Here is a 15,595-nt window from a genome sequence, read left to right on the forward strand (position 1 = left end):
ACCGTACGTTTGCTGGCGAGTCGACGGGGGTGCGGGGTGGCTCCGAGGCGATGTCGGTGGCGCCACGTACCGTGCTGGCATGCGCATCTTGCACACCTCCGACTGGCACATCGGGCGGTCCTTCCACGGGCACGCCACGCTCGATGCGCTGCGCACCGTGCTCGATGCCCTCGTCGCCCAGGTCGGCGAACGGCAGGTGGACGTCGTCGTCCTCGCCGGCGACGTGTTCGACTCCGCCGCGCCCGCACCCGCCTGCTACGCGCTCCTCACCGACACGCTCGCCGCGATCTCCAGCGCGGGCGCCCGCATCATCGTCACGAGCGGAAACCACGACTCCGCCGCGCGGCTGGGGTTCCAGTCGGCGCTCCTGCGCGACGGAATCACCGTGGTCACCGATCCCGCCCGAGTCGGCACCCCCGTCACGATCGCCGACGACGACGGCCCCGTCCACTTCTACGGCATCCCCTACCTCGAGCCGGCCATCGTGCGCCACCGCTGGGAGGGCGTCGAACTGCGCAGCCAAGCGCAGACGATGATCCACGCGATGAGCCTGGTGCGTGCCGACCTGGCCGAGCGCGGGGGACGATCCGTCGCCCTCGCCCACTGCTTCGCCGCCGGCGTGGAGGCCACACCGGGGGTGGAGCGCGAGATCCGCCAGGGCGGGCTGGACGTCGTCCCGCTGTCGGCCTTCGACGGGCCCGACTACGTCGCCCTCGGCCACATCCACGGGCGCCAGCAGCTGTCGGAGCGGGTGCGCTACGCCGGTGCGCCGCTGCACCACAGTTTCGGCGAGGCCGACAAGCCGCGCGGATCGTGGCTCGTCGAGCTGGATGCGACGGGCCTGGCTGCGGTGGAGTGGCTTCCGCTCCCCGTCCCCCGTCGCCTCGTGACCCTGCGCGGCACGCTCGACGAACTTCTCGACGACCCGCGGTTCGCCGCCGACGAAGACGCGTGGGTGTGCGCGCAGTACACCGATCCCACCCCGCAGACCGACCCGATGAGGCGTCTGCAGCGGCGCTTCTCGTTCTGCGCGACGGTGGTGCACACCCCCGACGGCGCGGCCGCACCGGATGGCCGCGACTACGCCGGTCGGGTGCGTTCGGCGCGTGACGACGTCGAGCTGTTCGAGGCGTTCCTGGCGCACGTGCGCGCCGGTGAGGGCGCGACCGATGCCGAGCGCGCCCTCATCCGCGACGTCGTGGACAGCCGCACGGTCGCGGAGGTGCAGGCGTGAAGCTGCACCGTCTCGAGCTGGCCGGTTTCGGGCCCTTCCGCGACCGCCAGGTCGTCGACTTCGACGCGTTCGCCGCCGACGGCATCTTCCTCATCTCCGGCCGCACGGGGGCAGGGAAATCCAGCGTGCTCGACGGCGTGTGCTACGCGCTCTTCGGCGGGACGCCGCGCTACGACGGTGGCGAGCGGCGTCTGCGGAGCGATCACTGCGACCCCGACGACCCCACCGAGGTCGTGCTGGAATTCACCGCGGCAGATCGCCGCTGGCGCGTGACTCGCTCGCCCGAGTACGAGCGCCCGAAGCGGCGCGGTGGCGGCATGACGACCGAGCCGCATCGCGCGATGCTCGAGGAGTTCGACGGCGCGCGCTGGACGGGCGTGGCGGCGCGTCCGGTGGATGTCGCCGCACATCTCGACGAGATCGTCGGGCTGACGCAACAGCAGTTCCTCCAGGTCATCCTGCTCGCCCAGAACCGTTTCGCCCGATTCCTGCTCGCCCGCAACGACGAGCGCCAGGCGCTGCTGCGCACGCTCTTCGGCACGCGTACGTACGAGGAGTATGCGGCACTCCTCGACGGCATGCGCAAGGACGCGGAGGCCGCCCTGGCCGCTGAGGGCGAGAGCGTGCGGATGCTGCTGGAGGAGGCCGAGCGCACGGCTCGGGGCGTCGATCTGCTCACCGAGGACGACGCCGACCCCTCCGCCGATATGCCGGCGCGCCTCGGTCTCGTCGTGCGGGCGGTCGAGCGCGCGGCCTACCGCGCCGAGGCGGCCGCGCAGGAGCAGCGCGCCGCCGACGCCGCCCTCGACGAGACGCTCGATCGCGAGCGCGCCGCGGTGGCCCTCGCCGAACAGCAGCGCCAACGGCTGGAGGCTCGGGACCGCCTGGCGCGGCTCGAGGCCGAAGGGCCGGCCATCGCGGAGCTGAGGGAGACCCTCGCGCGGGCGCGCGCCGCGGAGGACCTCCGCGCGGTCCTGGACGCGGCCGATCGCGCCGCGGCCGCCGCCGCCACGAGCGCGGCCGCGGCGACCGCGGCCGCGGAGGCGTGGATGGCCGCGGGGGAGTCGGCCACCACGCAGCAGCAGTTGCGGGCGCGGGAGGACGAACTGGCCGCCATCGTGGCCGCCTGCACGGACGCCCTGGTCGCCGAGGCCGACCTCGTCGCCGCCGAGAAGGACGCCGCACGGGCGAGAGCCGCCGCCGCCGACGCGGAGCGCGCCGTGAGCGCCCTCGATGCGCAGCGATCCGCGGTGCCCGATCTCCTGCGGGGCCTGGATGCCGAGCTGCGCGCACTCGCCCCGGCCGCCGCCGACCGGGCGACGGCGGAGGCGCTGCTGGCCGAGGCCGCCCGCCGGCGCGATGCCGCGCGCGAGGCCGACGAGCTCGTCGCGCCGCTGCGCGAGGCCGAACGGCGCGCGGTCGCATCCGGCACGGCGCTGGCCGACGCAACGACCCGGCACACGACGCTCCTGCAGCGGCGCCTGTCGTCGGCGGCCGGGGACCTTGCCGCACAGCTGGTGGAGGGCGAACCGTGCCCGGTGTGCGGAGGGGCGGAGCATCCGCACCCCGCGCCGCCGAGCGATGATCCGGTTACCGACGCGGAGCTCGACGACGCGGCACGCGTGAAGGATGCGGCGCTGGCCGCCGATCGCCGGGCCGCCGAGGCGCTGCGCGCCGCGAGCGACGCCTACGCCGCCGCCGCGGCGCGGGCGGGAAGCGGGAGCCGCGCCGACGCCGACCACGCATACGCACAGGCGCGTGCGGCGCTGGAGGCTGCCGAGGAGCGGGTGGCGGAGGCCGAGCGGCTGGCGGCAGAACGCGCCGGCCTGGCCGCCGCCGACGCGGACGCGGCCACCGCGCGGGAGGCGCTGGTCGCCGAGGCCGCCGGCTGCCGGCAGGACGCCGCCCTGGCCGAGCAGCGCGCGGATGCGCTCCGCGCCCGTGTCGAGGCGACGCGCGCGGATGCCGCATCCGTCGCCGAGCGTCGCGACGACGCCGAACGACGTCGCGAGCTGGTGCGCGCGCTCGCGGAGACGGGCGCCGACAGTGCGCTCCGCGCCCAGGTGCTCGCCGATGCGGTCGCCGATCGTGACGCGCGGCTGGCTTCGTCCGTGTTCGCCGAGGTCGACGACGCGCGAGCGGCACTGCGCCGCGCCGACGAACGAGCCGCCATGGACGAGAAGGTGAGCGCGCACGAGAGCGCCGAGCGGGCCGAGCGCGGGCGCCTTCTCGAGCTCGAACTCGCTCTCGTCGACCAGCCCGAGCAGCCGATCGACCTGGAGCCGGTGCGCGCAGACCTCGCCGCCGCCCGCGGCCGCGTGACGGCGGCCGCATCGGCCGCGGCGGAGTCCTCCTCCCTCCTCGCCCGGTTGCGCGACCTCGCCGAGCGGGCGGACGCCGCCCACCGGGGAGTCGCCGAGACCAGCACGCGCGCGGCCGTGGTCGGGCGCCTGGCCAACACGGTCGCCGGCCGCGTTCCGAACACCCACCGGATGACGCTCGAGACGTTCGTCCTCGCCGCCGAGCTGGAGGAGATCGTCGCGGCGGCGAACCTGCGCCTGGGCGAGATGTCGTCCGGCCGGTACCGGCTCCAGCACTCCGACGCACTTGCGGCGCGCGGCGCGGCATCGGGCCTCGGGCTGGAGGTCCTCGACTCCTACACCGGGCAGGCGCGCCCGCCACAGTCGCTCTCCGGCGGTGAGACGTTCCTGGCCTCCCTCGCGCTGGCGCTCGGACTGGCCGAAGTCGTCACGGCTCGGGCGGGCGGCATGCGCCTGGACACCCTCTTCATCGACGAGGGCTTCGGCTCCCTCGACGATGACACGCTCGAGCTGGCGATGCGCGCCCTGGACGAACTCCGCCAGGGCGGGCGGACGGTCGGTGTCATCAGCCACGTCGCGGCGATGAAGGAACAGCTCCCGGCGCAGCTCCTCGTGGAGGCGACCCCCCAGGGGCCGAGCGTCATCCGGCAGGAGGCCGGGATCCTCGCCTGAGCCCTGCCGCACTAGGCTGAGGGCATGAAGAGCTCGACGATCTGGACCGTCCTGGGCGTCGTCGCCGCCGTCGTGATCGCGTGGATCCTGGTGAATGTGCTGTTCTCGTTGATCGCCTTCGCCTTCAAGCTCATCATCGTGGCGATCGTGGCGGTCATCGTCTTCTTCGTGCTCCGAGGGATGTTCGGCCGCAGCCGCGACGGAGCCTGACTGGGCCGGAGCGACGCGACCTCCCGCAGGAGTAGCCTCGGAGGAATGTCTCCCACCTCAGCATCGACCGGCCCCGGGGGTGGGAACCCGCCGACACGTGACATCGAATTGCCCGCGGCTCACCGGTGGCGCGCCTACTGGATCGCGGTGTCCGTCGCGGCGCTCACCATCCTCGACCTGACGAAGGTCAACGTCGCGCTGCCGGTCATCGAGACCGCTCTGAACGCGGGGCCCACCGAACTGCAGTTGATCGTGTCGGGGTACATCCTCACCTTCGGTCTCGTGCTGGTGCCGGCCGGGCGCCTGGGCGACCTCCGCTCACGGCGCATGCTGTTCATCGTCGGGCTGTCGCTGTTCCTCGTCACGAGCCTCGCGTGCGCGCTCGCTCCCGACGCCGGGTATCTCCTCGTCTTCCGGCTCCTGCAGGGTGTGGCCGCGGGCATCCAGATGCCGCAGGTGCTCGGCCTCATCCAGCAGCTGTTCGTCGGTGCCGAGCGCGGGCGCGCGTTCGGGCTCTTCGGGGCGACCATCAGCATCGCCACCGCGCTCGGCCCGACCCTCGGCGGTCTGCTCATCGCGGTGGGCGGCGAGACCGACGGGTGGCGTCTGATCTTCTGGATGAACGTGCCGTTGGCCCTCATCGTGATCGCCCTCGCGGCGTGGATGCTGCCGAGTACGCGCACGCGTTCGCACCGGCGGCTCGATCTCGACCCGGTGGGGGTCGTGCTCTTCGGGCTCACGGTGCTGGCGTTTCTGTGGCCGTTCCTGTTCACGACGGGTTCACCGGGTGACGACCCCCGCCGGTGGTGGTTCCTCGTCGCATCCGTCATCTTCGTCGCCCTTTTCCTCCTGTGGGAGCGGCGGTACGCCGCCCGCGGAAAGCTCCCCCTCATCCCATTCTCGGTCTTCCGAGCCGCGTCATTCCGCAACGGCGTGATGGTCTCGGCGGCCTACTTCGCCGCCGGACCGGCGATGTTCCTGCTCGGCACGCTGTATCTGCAGACGGGGCTCGGCCTCGCGCCGGTGTTCGCGGGCATGGTCACGATCGGTTTCGCCGTCGCTTCGGCCTACTCGTCCTATCTCGGCGGTGCGCTGGTCAACCGCCTCGGCCGGCCGCTCGTGGTGTGGGGCCTCCTCGGCCTCCTGATCAGCGTCGGCGGCCTCGTCCTCACCGTGCTGTTCACCCCGCCCGAATGGACGGCGTGGGTCATGACGGCCGTCATGGTCGTGGGCGGTTTCGCGGCGGGGCTGGTGATCTCCCCGAACCAGACGCTCATGCTCGCGGACATCCCCGTGCGCCAGGGAGGGGTCGCCGGTTCCATCGGGCAGCTCGGACAGCGCATCGGCACGGCCGTCGGTACCGCCGTGGCGCTCGCCCTGTTCTACGCGACGGTGTACCGGGAGAGCGGCAACGAACCCGATGTCGTCGTCTTCCACGACGCCTACGCGATCGGAATGATCTCAGTCGGGGTCTTCCTCGGTCTGGCGCTCATCGCCGGCGTGGTTGATCTCGTCTCGCGACGCCGCAGAGGGGAACCGCTGACTCCGGCGGGCGGGGATCAGACGCCGTAGAGCTCCCGGATGCGCTCGCGCAGCTGTCGCGAGCACGCGATCACGGCGGTATCCCACAGTTCCGTGGCACCGTCCTGGGCGGAGTCGGAGACGGCCTTGAGGATGCGGATGCGCACGCCGAACTGCTCGGCCACCCACGCGTACGCGTACGACTCCATGTCGACCAGGCGCGCCCCCAGCCCCCGGATCGTCTCCACCACGGCGGCGTCGTCGACGAACGAGTCGCCCGTGGCGATCGTGACGCCTCCTGGTGTGACCGTCACGCGCGTGGGGAGGCTGACGTGCTGCCCCAGGGCGCCGTCGAGATTCTGCACGTCGTGCTGCACGGTGGCGTCGATCTCGTAGACCCCCGGCGGGAGAGCGGGATCGACCGAGCCGGCGGTGCCGACCACCACGATCTCGTCGTAGTGGGCGGCATCCAGCGCGCGCGTGAGGGCATAGGTCGCCTTGAGCTTGCCGACGCCGGTGAGGAGTCGATCGAAGCCGGGGAGCTCGGGTTCGAACGCGGTCAGTTCATCCGCGTGCGCGGCGACGAGAAGTCTCATCCGACCATTCTCGCGTGTCCGAGTCACCCCCCGGTCGTGATGATTCCGATGATGCCGGACGCGAGCATGTAGACACCGACTCCGGCGACGACGATCCACACGCCCACGCGCGCGGGCGACGGCTTCTTGGGGTCGTTTGCGGGAGGGAGCATGGCGGGCCTCAAGGTCGGACGAGCGTGAAGATGGATGCGGCGACGGTCAGGACTCCGCCGGTCAGAGCGATGGCGCCCACGATCGGGCCGCCGCCGAGAAGGAACGCCGCAGCCCCGAGGGCGAGGAAGATCGCCCCCACGACGATGCCGATAACGGCAGCGGTACGGGGGCGTCGTTCGGCGCGGTCATTCTCCATCCCGCTCAGGTTATCTCCTCGAGGGCAGAGCCACCGGATCCAGCACCGTTCCCGCCGGCGTCCGGTGCCACACGGCGCGGGTCTGACGGTGCTCGGCTCGCGTGGTGAACCGGTAGTGGTAGGACACGACCCGGATCCACGCCGGCCGGCGCCCGTCGAACGGATCGTGCCGGAGCAGCCGCAGCATCCGCGGGTCAGCCTCCAGCAGCCGGACGATGAACGCCTCGAACCACTCCTCGAGCGACCGGCCCAGCGGAAGGAACCACATCAGCCAGTCCAGCCGGAGGTGGTACGGGGCCACCTGGGGAGGGATGCGGCGCACGTCGCCGGGCTTCCCCCGGAATCCATACTCGTGCCACGTCGCATCCGGGTCGTCGGGATCGCGCGACAGCGTGCCCTCCACGACGTACTCGATGCGGCGCTTGGTGACCGTTCCGAAGGCGCCGTACGCGTTGGCGAGGTTCCAGCGGTTGAAGCTGGCGTTCATCAGCTGCCGACGTGCGGCGAGATTGCGCAGCGGCGCCCAGCTGAGGACGACGTAGAGCGCCGTGACGGCCAGGGTGACGATCAGCCAGTACAGCGGCACGCCGGCCGGCTCGCCCGACCCCGGGATGCTGACGGCCGAGAACGCCAGCACGATCGAGATGACGTTCAGCCAGGCGAAGTTCCCCGTGGCCACCAGCCACAGCTGCGTGGCGATCACGACGCCCCCCGCGATCGTGCCGATCCACGCGAAACCCGGCCACGGGATCCACACCCCGAGGAGGGGGGCGAACAGGAACCACGGCACGACGAGCTGGGCGAAATGGTTGCCCAGCACCTCCATCTTGTGGAACCAGCGCGGAAGCAGGTGCGCCTGCCGGCTGAGCGGACCCGGCATCGGCTGTGTCTCGTGGTGATAGGTCAGGGCGGTCAAGTCCCGCCACTCGGAGCCGCCACGGATCTTGATCATCCCCGCTCCGAACTCCAGCCGGAACACCAGCCACCAGAACAGCACGATCACCGTCGTCGGAGGCGGCTGGTCGGCGGAGCCGAGGAACGCCGCGAGGAACCCCGCCTCCAGGAGCAGCATCTCCCACCCGAAGCCGTAGAAGGTCTGCCCGACGCTGACGATCGACATGTACGCCAGCCACACGAACAGGAAGCACAGCATCGGCACCCACGGAGGCCCGAGTTGCGGCAGCCCCGCCACGAGGGCCGCGGCCACCACGACCCCGGCACCGCACAGGAGCACCAGGCGCCGGTCGGTATAGCGCCACCAGCGGAAGATCGTCGGGTGGAGCAGTCGCCGACCCCGCTCCGACGTCCTCGCCCACTCGAGCAGTCGGGGCGCGGGCATCAGCCCGTGCTCGCCCAGCAGGACGCGGAACTGCGCAGCGCTGGAGAGGAACGCCACGATGTACACGCCCGCGATGCCCCGCTGAAGCACCTCGCGGGCGAAGGCGAAATCGATCGCGGCGAAGCCGTCCATGCCACGAGGCTAGAGGCGGGCGCGGCCCGGGCGCTCAGGGTTGCGCGCTGCCCTCGCGGGTCTTCGGCGCGGTTCCCGCCCGCTCCGGCGCATCCTGTCGTACCGTGGAGCATGGCGCACACAGCGAGGACCGGAACCATCGTCGCCGTCGTCGGCGCCGCATCGGCCGATGCGCTGGAGAATCTCGAGGGGCTCAGAGGGGTCGAGACCCTCAGCCTGCAGGGCACCGAACCCGCACTCGCCGCACGGCGGATCGCCGCGGCATCCACCCCCTGGATCGTGCACGACGCCGACCCGCTCGAGCACGTGGCGGCCGCGTGGGTGGAGCTGTACGAGGAGCGCGCGACGCTCGGCACGCTGGAGGTGGAGGTCGAAGCCGCGCTCGCGGAGTTCGACGCGGGCAGGGCGATCATGCCCGATTACTACATCGTGCTGAACCCCGACCAGGCCGAGAAGACCTGGCGGCACTGGTGGCTGGGGGCGCTCGGGCACCGCGCTCCGCGGCGCATCCTGCCGGCAGCGGCTCCGACCACGCCCCGGGATGCGGCGCTGAAGCGCCTGCTCACGTCGCTGCCGATGTCGCGCCCCTGGCCCGAGCCGGCGTCATGGCTCCCCGGTCTGGCCTTCGACATCCCCGACCGCGTCGGCCTCCACGAGTAGCGCGCTCGCGAGAAACGACAGGCCGGACGAGACGCACCGCCGCGCGTCGTTTCTCGTCCGGATCGTCGTTTCTCGCGGCGTCAGGAGGCGAAGACGTCGGGGAGGGCGGCGTGCAGTTCCGCCAGCCATGCCCGGGCGTTGCCGTCGGAGGGGGCGCGCCAGTCGCCCCGTGGGGACAGCGAGCCGGCGGGCGACACCTTCGGGCCGTTCGGGATCGCCGAGCGCTTGAACTGGGCGAACGCGAAGTACCGCTGAAGGAACACCTCGAGCCACCGAGCGATCGTCGGCAGGTCGTACGCGTACCGCTCGTCCTCGGGGAAACCGGGCGGCCATTCGCCGGCGTCCGCGTCACGCCACGCCTGGTGGGCGAGGAACGCGATCTTCGAGGGGCGGACACCGAAGCGCAGCACCGAGTGGAGCGTGAAGTCATGGAGCGCGTACGGGCCGATGCGGTCTTCCGTGGACTGGATCTTCCCGTCCTGCCCCGCCGGGACGAGCTCGGGGCTGATCTCGGTGTCGAGCACCGACTGCAGGACGTCCTTCGCCTCATCCACTTCGCCCGCCCCGATCACCCACCGGATGACGTGCTGGATGAGGGTCTTCGGAACCCCGGTGTTCACGGCGTAGTGGCTCATCTGGTCGCCGACGCCGTACGTCGCCCACCCCAGGGCCAGTTCGGAGAGGTCGGACGTGCCGATCACGAGCCCGCCGTGATGGTTCGCGAGGCGGAAGAGGTAGTCGGTGCGGAGGCCCGCCTGCACGTTCTCGAAGGTCACGTCGTGCACCGGCTCGCCCGCGGCGAAGGGGTGGCCGAGCTGGCGCAGCATCTCCTCGGCGGCCGGGCGGATGTCGATGGTCTCGATGGATGCGCCCAGGGCCTGCGCCAGCGCGATGGCGTTCTCGCGCGTGTGGTCGCTCGTGGCGAAGCCCGGGAGCGTGTAGGCGAGGATGTCGCTGCGAGGACGTCCCATGCGATCCATCGCCCGTGCGACCACCAGTAGCGCGTGCGTGGAGTCCAGCCCCCCGCTCACCCCGATGACGGGCTTCGGCCCGCCGATCGCGGTGAGACGCTGCTCGAGACCGGAGACCTGGATGTTGAACGCCTCGTAGCAGTCCTGCGCGAGGCGGGCGGGGTCATCGGGCACGAACGGGAAGCGGTCGAGGGAGCGGCGGAGCCCGATGTCGGCGGCGGGAGGATCCAGCTCGAAGTGCACGGTGCGGAAGACGGGCGCGTAGGTGCGGCGGTTGTCGTCGAACGTGCCCTGACGCAGGCGGTCCTGGCGGAGCCTGTCGAGATCGATGTCGGCGACGCTCCGGCGCGGTCCGTCGGGGAACCGCTCCGTGGTGGCCAGGAGCTGCCCGAGCTCGTAGATCATCGTCTGGCCGTCCCACGACAGGTCGTTCGTGGATTCGCCGTGGCCGGCCGCGGCGTAGGCGTACGCCGCGAGGCACCGCAGCGACTGCGACTGCGCGAGGAGGTTGCGGTCATCGGCGCGGCCGATGGTGATGGGGCTCCCGGACAGGTTCAGCAGGACGGTCGCGCCTGCCAGCGCCGCCTCGGAGGAGGGCGGCACGGGCACCCATGCGTCCTCGCACACCTCGGCATGCACGATGAGGCCCGGAACATCCCGTGCCTCGAACAGCAGGTCGGGGCCGAACGGCGCTTCCCGTGCGCCGATGCGGATGACCTCGCCCGCCTGGTCGTCGCCCGCGGCGTACCAGCGGCGCTCGTAGAACTCGCGGTAGTTCGGCAGGTAGGACTTCGGCGCGACGCCCAGCAACTCGCCGCGATGGATGACGAGCGCGCAGTTGTAGAGGCGGTTGCGGTGCCGCAGCGGTGCGCCGACCACCAGCATCGGGAACAGATCCGCGGATGCCTCGACGAGTCGCTCGACGGCCGCCTCCACCGCATCCAGCACGGGGTCCTGCAGGACGAGATCGTCGATGGCATAGCCGGTCAGGCACAACTCCGGGAACAGCGCCACCGCCACGGATTCGGCGTCGCACGCGCGGGCCGTCTCGAGGACGTACTCGGCGTTGGTCGCGGGGTCGGCGATCGACACGGGGATGGTGCACGCGGCGACGCGGGCGAATCCGTGCCGGTACGCACTGGAGAAGGGGAGAGTCGTGCTCACGTCCCCATCCTGGCAGGTGCGTCGTACCGGGGGCCGGGGTTGACGCGCGCGGGAACGTCGGAGGCCGCGGTTAGGGTCGAAGACGGAAAAGGGGAACATGCGGTATATCGAAGACGAAGGCCGGATCGTCTGGAGCGCGAGCGACCTGAAGGCGGCCGCCGAGTGCGAGTTCGCGTGGCTGCGCGCCATCGAGGCGAAGCTCGGCCGGGTGGCGGCGGTGGAGGAGCCGGACGACCCCACGCTCGAGCGCGCCGGGCGTCTGGGCACCGTCCACGAACGCCGCACCCTCGAGGCCTATCGCGAAACGTTCGGTGCGGGGGTCGTCGAGATTCCCGAGACGCGATCATCGGATGCGGCCGGCCTCGCCGACGCGGTCTCCCGCACCCGGGCGGCCCTGGCCTCGGACGCGGACGTCGTCTACCAGGCCGCGTTCGCCACCGACGAGTTCGTCGGATTCGCCGACTTCCTCGTGCGCGACGCGACCAGCCCCGGCGAACCGCCGCGGTGGCTCGTTCAAGACACCAAGCTCGCCCGGCACGCCCGAGTGACCGCCCTCATGCAGCTCGCGGCATATGTCGATCAGCTCGATCGGCTGGGGGTGCCGCGGTCCGACCGCGTCGAACTCCTCCTGGGGGACGGCACCGTGAGCGCGCATGCGGTGGACGACCTGCTGCCCGTCTTCGAGCTTCGCCGCAGCCGCCTGCGTGCGCTGATCGCGGACCGCCGCGTCGATCTCGGCGCCGCCGGCGAGCCGATCGCGTGGGGCGATGAGCGCGGAGAGCTCGGCGTCGTGGCCTGCGGCCGCTGCGCCACCTGCGAGCTCGAGGTCGTCGCGGCGCGTGATCTTCTCCTGGTGGCCGGCATGCGACCCGTGCAGCGGGCGCGGCTGATGGCGGCCGGAGTCGCGACGATCGATGAGCTCGCCGCCGCGTCCGAACCACCGTCGGGCATGAGCGTCGACACCTTCTCCTCGCTGCGCACGCAGGCGCGGCTCCAGCTGCAGAGCCCCGCACCGGATGCCGGCTCTGCGGGCTCCGAAGGTGATACCGGCCCGGTCATCCCGGTGTACGAGGTCGTCGCCCCGAAAGCGCTCGGTGCCCTCCCGCGTCCGGATCTCGGTGACCTCTTCTTCGACTTCGAGGGCGACCCCCTGTACACGGAGGGGGAGGGCACCCAGTGGGGCCTGGACTACCTGTTCGGGTGGGTCGACATGCAGGAGCAGTACTCGGCGCTGTGGGCCCACGACTTCGCCGCGGAGAAGGCGGCGCTGGAACGCTTCCTCGATCTGATCGCCCTGCGCCGGCAGCAGCATCCGGAGATGCACATCTACCACTACGCGCCGTATGAGCCCACCCATCTGCTGACGATGGCCGCACGCTACGGCGTCCGCGAGGCGGACGTCGACCGGCTGCTGCGCGAGGGCGTCTTCGTCGACCTGTATCCGATCGTGCGGCGAGCACTGCGGGTGGGATCCCGGTCGTATTCGATCAAGAAGCTCGAGCCGCTGTACATGGGTGACGAGGTGCGCACCTCGGACGTCCAGCGGGGGGATGACTCGATCGTCCGCTACGTCGAAGCGCGCTCCCTCGCGGCCGAGGGTGACGCCGCCGCATCCGACGCGGTCCTGGCCGACCTCGCCGACTACAACCGCTACGACTGCGTCTCGACGCGGCGGCTGCGCGACTGGCTCGTCGACCGCGCGCGCGAGGCCGGGCTGCGTCCGGCCCGCGGCCTCGACCCCGACGAGGTGACCTATGCCGAGTCGCCCCGCGCGACCGCTCTGCAGCGCTGGGCCGCCGAGGCCCCCGACACCGCGGCCGGCGCCCTGCGTCTGGGTGCCGCGGCGATCGACTACTACCCGCGGGAGGCCAAATCGTTCTGGGCCACGCACTTCCTGCGCCTGCGCGAACCGGTGTCGGTGTGGGAGGACGCGCGCGACGTCGTGGTCGTGGACGCCGCGCGGTCGCGCGTGGTGGAGGACTGGCACTTCCCCGAGTCGGGCAAGGGTGCCGAGCGCCGCCTCGTGGAGCTGCGGGGTGAGGTGGCACCGGGTACGCGCCTGAGCACCGGCGGCGAGCCGTTCGCCCTCTACGAGCTGCCCGCACCCTTCCCGTACCAGCCGCGCCCGCGGTGGATCCACGCCGCGAAGTGGGTGCGGGTCATCGAGGTGCTGGATGACGGCGCGGTCATCGAGGAGACGGCGGTGGAGGGCTTCACCTGGTCGGAGCTGCCGCTCGCCCTCACCCCGGCCGCCCCGCCGCGCGCCGGCAACCAGCAGGCCGCGATCGACGCGTGGGCGGACGCCGCCCTCGCCGCGGCGCCGGTGCTCCCGCGAGACGCGGCCACCGACATCCTCCTGCGGCGACCGCCCCGCACCCTCGCGCCGCGGGTCGACCCGGCGGCGCTCGTGCCGGGGTCGGGGGACGACGTCTCGGCGATCGTGCGGAGCGTGGCCGACCTCGACCACAGCTATCTCGCCGTGCAGGGACCTCCGGGTACCGGGAAGACCTACGTCGGATCGCACGTCATCGCGCGGCTGATCACCGAGCGCGGATTCAAGATCGGCGTCGTCGCCCAGTCGCACGCGGTCGTCGAGCACATGCTCGACCGCGTGGTCACCGCCGGGGTGCCCGCCGCGCTCGTCGGGAAGACGCCGAAAGACCCGGACGGCTCGCCCTCCTTCACGGCTCTGCCCAAGGGAGGCCTGGCCGCCTTCACCGCCGCGCACGCCGCGGAGGGGTTCGTCGTCGGCGGGACCGCGTGGGACTTCAGCCATGAGGGCCGCGTCCCCCGGGGAAGCCTCGATCTCCTCGTGATCGACGAGGCCGGGCAGTTCTCACTGGCCTCCACGATCGCGGTGTCGCTGGCCGCTCCCCGGTTGCTGCTCCTGGGTGATCCGCAGCAGCTTCCCCAGGTGAGTCAGGGCACGCATCCCGAGCCGGTGGACACGTCGGCTCTGGGCTGGGTCATGGACGGTGCCGAGGTCGTGTCGCCGGAGTACGGACACTTCCTCTCCCGCACATGGCGGATGCATCCGCGGGTGGCCGGCCCCGTGTCGCGCCTGTCGTACGAGGGCAAGCTCGCGTCGCATCCCTCCACGGCTCTCCGCGACCTCGACGGCGTCGAACCCGGGGTCCACCCCGTGCCGCTCCGGCACACCGGGAACGCCACGTGCTCCCCCGAGGAGGCCGCCGAAGTGGTGCGCATCGTCTCCGGCCTCGTCGGCCGCGCGTGGACGGCCACCGAGGTCGACGATGACGGGACGGTGCGGATGCTGCCGCCCCGTCCGCTCCGCCCGGAGGACATCATCGTGGTCACCCCGTACAACGCGCAGCAGGTGGCGGTGGAGGATGCGCTCGGCGAGGCCGGGTTCCCGACGGTGCCCGTGGGAACCGTCGACCGCTTCCAGGGTCAGGAGGCGGTCGTGGCGATCGTGTCGCTCGCGGCATCGTCGGGCCGCGATGCGCCGCGGGGCCCGGAGTTCCTGCTGCTGCGCAACCGCATCAACGTCGCCCTGTCACGCGCGATGCAGGCGGCGTACCTCGTGTATTCGCCGGGGCTCCTCGACGACCTCCCGCGCACGCCCGAGGGCGTCGCGCGCCTGAGCGCCTTCGCGCGTCTGGTCGGGGCATCCGCCCCCGCCCCGTCCCTCGTCGCCGTCTGACCCGCCCGCCCGGCCCCCCGCCCGCCCCCCCGCCCGCCCGCCCCGCGAGAAACGACAAAACGGACGAGAAACCCCGCGCCGCGGTGTTTCTCGTCCGGATCGTCGTTTCTCGGTGAAGGGGGCGGGTCAGACCGTGCCGTAGAGGCGGTCGCCGGCGTCGCCGAGCCCGGGGACGATGTACCCCTTCTCGTCGAGTCGCTCGTCGAGCGCCCCGAGCACGAGGGTCACGTCGCGGCCGGCGACCTGCTTCTCGATGGCGGCGACGCCCTCGGGTGCGCCGAGGAGGCAGATCGCGGTGACGTCCTGCGCACCGCGGCGGAAGAGGAAGTCGATCGCGGCGCCCAGCGATCCGCCGGTGGCGAGCATCGGGTCGAGCACGAAGCACTGGCGGTCGCTGAGGTCGTCGGGCAAGCGCTCGGCGTAGGTGGTCGGCTCGAACGTCTCCTCGTCGCGCACCATGCCGAGGAATCCGACCTCGGCGGTGGGGAGGAGCTTCACCATCCCATCCAGCATCCCCAGTCCTGCCCGCAGGATCGGGACGACGATGGGGCGGGGTTCGCTGATGCGGACGCCCGTCGTGGTGGTCACGGGAGTCTGGATCTCGCGCGGCTCGACGCGCACGCCGCGCGTCGCCTCGTAGGCCAGCAGCGTCACGAGTTCTTCCGTGAGCTGCCGGAACACCGGCGACGGCGTACGCGCGTCGCGCAGCACCGTGAGCTTGTGGGTGATCAGGGGGTGGTCGGCGACGTGCACACGCATAGG

Annotated in this window: 12 protein-coding genes; 6 read left to right on the forward strand and 6 right to left on the reverse strand. The window is 72.0% G+C overall.

What is annotated here, in order from left to right; translation table 11 throughout:
* Nucleotides 1–79 precede the first annotated feature (79 nt).
* Genes AC2DGY_RS03290 through AC2DGY_RS03305 form a run of 4 tightly spaced genes read left to right on the forward strand, consistent with a single transcriptional unit; the run spans nucleotide 80 to nucleotide 6,009 of the window.
* Nucleotides 80–1,234, forward strand: coding sequence for an exonuclease SbcCD subunit D (locus AC2DGY_RS03290; RefSeq protein ID WP_484508275.1), 1,155 nt, complete (start codon nucleotides 80–82; stop codon nucleotides 1,232–1,234).
* Nucleotides 1,231–4,227, forward strand: coding sequence for an AAA family ATPase (locus AC2DGY_RS03295; RefSeq protein ID WP_484508276.1), 2,997 nt, complete (start codon nucleotides 1,231–1,233; stop codon nucleotides 4,225–4,227). Before AC2DGY_RS03290 ends, AC2DGY_RS03295 begins: the two co-directional genes overlap by 4 nt.
* A gap of 24 nt (nucleotides 4,228–4,251) precedes the next feature.
* On the forward strand, nucleotides 4,252–4,437 hold the full coding sequence (locus tag AC2DGY_RS03300; protein WP_484508277.1) for a hypothetical protein: 186 nt from the start codon (nucleotides 4,252–4,254) through the stop codon (nucleotides 4,435–4,437).
* 45 nt (nucleotides 4,438–4,482) lie between these two features.
* Nucleotides 4,483–6,009 carry an MFS transporter gene (locus tag AC2DGY_RS03305; protein WP_484508278.1) on the forward strand — a complete coding sequence of 509 codons (1,527 nt, stop codon included), beginning with the start codon at nucleotides 4,483–4,485 and terminating at the stop codon, nucleotides 6,007–6,009.
* Here AC2DGY_RS03305 and AC2DGY_RS03310 read toward each other — a convergent pair.
* The 4 genes from AC2DGY_RS03310 to AC2DGY_RS03325 are packed head-to-tail and all read right to left on the reverse strand — an operon-like array spanning nucleotide 5,997 to nucleotide 8,374.
* Entirely contained in the window at nucleotides 5,997–6,554 is a 558-nt protein-coding gene (locus AC2DGY_RS03310) for a phosphorylase family protein (protein WP_484508279.1), read from the reverse strand. The genes AC2DGY_RS03305 and AC2DGY_RS03310 overlap by 13 nt on opposite strands.
* A 23-nt stretch (nucleotides 6,555–6,577) precedes the next feature.
* Nucleotides 6,578–6,706, reverse strand: coding sequence for a hypothetical protein (locus AC2DGY_RS03315; RefSeq protein ID WP_484508280.1), 129 nt, complete (start codon nucleotides 6,704–6,706; stop codon nucleotides 6,578–6,580).
* An 8-nt stretch (nucleotides 6,707–6,714) separates the two neighbouring features.
* On the reverse strand, nucleotides 6,715–6,903 hold the full coding sequence (locus AC2DGY_RS03320) for a hypothetical protein (protein WP_484508281.1): 189 nt from the start codon (nucleotides 6,901–6,903) through the stop codon (nucleotides 6,715–6,717).
* Nucleotides 6,904–6,913: 10 nt separating this feature from the next.
* Nucleotides 6,914–8,374 carry a lipase maturation factor family protein gene (locus tag AC2DGY_RS03325; RefSeq protein WP_484508282.1) on the reverse strand — a complete coding sequence of 487 codons (1,461 nt, stop codon included), beginning with the start codon at nucleotides 8,372–8,374 and terminating at the stop codon, nucleotides 6,914–6,916.
* A gap of 111 nt (nucleotides 8,375–8,485) precedes the next feature.
* On the opposite strand from AC2DGY_RS03325, the gene AC2DGY_RS03330 reads away from it, so the two are divergent.
* Nucleotides 8,486–9,034 (forward strand): hypothetical protein, encoded by a 549-nt coding sequence (locus AC2DGY_RS03330; protein ID WP_484508283.1) that lies wholly within the window; start codon nucleotides 8,486–8,488, stop codon nucleotides 9,032–9,034.
* An 80-nt stretch (nucleotides 9,035–9,114) separates the two neighbouring features.
* Here the strand turns inward: AC2DGY_RS03330 and AC2DGY_RS03335 are convergent, their stop codons facing one another.
* On the reverse strand, nucleotides 9,115–11,169 hold the full coding sequence (locus AC2DGY_RS03335; RefSeq protein WP_484508284.1) for an NAD(+) synthase: 2,055 nt from the start codon (nucleotides 11,167–11,169) through the stop codon (nucleotides 9,115–9,117).
* 97 nt (nucleotides 11,170–11,266) lie between these two features.
* Here AC2DGY_RS03335 and AC2DGY_RS03340 point away from each other — a divergent pair, with 97 nt between their 5' ends.
* Nucleotides 11,267–14,833 (forward strand): TM0106 family RecB-like putative nuclease, encoded by a 3,567-nt coding sequence (locus AC2DGY_RS03340; protein WP_484508285.1) that lies wholly within the window; start codon nucleotides 11,267–11,269, stop codon nucleotides 14,831–14,833.
* 126 nt (nucleotides 14,834–14,959) lie between these two features.
* On the opposite strand, the gene upp is transcribed toward AC2DGY_RS03340, so the two are convergent.
* Nucleotides 14,960–15,592 (reverse strand): uracil phosphoribosyltransferase, encoded by a 633-nt coding sequence (gene upp / locus AC2DGY_RS03345; protein ID WP_484508286.1) that lies wholly within the window; start codon nucleotides 15,590–15,592, stop codon nucleotides 14,960–14,962.
* Nucleotides 15,593–15,595: the final 3 nt, after the last annotated feature.

This window comes from Microbacterium sp. Z6_144, assembly GCF_057197625.1.

What these genes read in the sequence shown, in the direction of transcription:
- AC2DGY_RS03290 (WP_484508275.1), top strand. Translation starts at nt 80, where the DNA reads ATGCGCATCTTGCACACCTCCGACTGGCACATCGGGCGGTCCTTCCAC.
- AC2DGY_RS03300 (WP_484508277.1), top strand. Translation starts at nt 4,252, where the DNA reads ATGAAGAGCTCGACGATCTGGACCGTCCTGGGCGTCGTCGCCGCCGTC.
- AC2DGY_RS03305 (WP_484508278.1), top strand. Translation starts at nt 4,483, where the DNA reads ATGTCTCCCACCTCAGCATCGACCGGCCCCGGGGGTGGGAACCCGCCG.
- AC2DGY_RS03310 (WP_484508279.1), bottom strand. Translation starts at nt 6,554, where the DNA reads ATGAGACTTCTCGTCGCCGCGCACGCGGATGAACTGACCGCGTTCGAA.
- AC2DGY_RS03315 (WP_484508280.1), bottom strand. Translation starts at nt 6,706, where the DNA reads ATGCTCCCTCCCGCAAACGACCCCAAGAAGCCGTCGCCCGCGCGCGTG.
- AC2DGY_RS03320 (WP_484508281.1), bottom strand. Translation starts at nt 6,903, where the DNA reads ATGGAGAATGACCGCGCCGAACGACGCCCCCGTACCGCTGCCGTTATC.
- AC2DGY_RS03325 (WP_484508282.1), bottom strand. Translation starts at nt 8,374, where the DNA reads ATGGACGGCTTCGCCGCGATCGATTTCGCCTTCGCCCGCGAGGTGCTT.
- AC2DGY_RS03330 (WP_484508283.1), top strand. Translation starts at nt 8,486, where the DNA reads ATGGCGCACACAGCGAGGACCGGAACCATCGTCGCCGTCGTCGGCGCC.
- AC2DGY_RS03340 (WP_484508285.1), top strand. Translation starts at nt 11,267, where the DNA reads ATGCGGTATATCGAAGACGAAGGCCGGATCGTCTGGAGCGCGAGCGAC.
- upp (WP_484508286.1), bottom strand. Translation starts at nt 15,592, where the DNA reads ATGCGTGTGCACGTCGCCGACCACCCCCTGATCACCCACAAGCTCACG.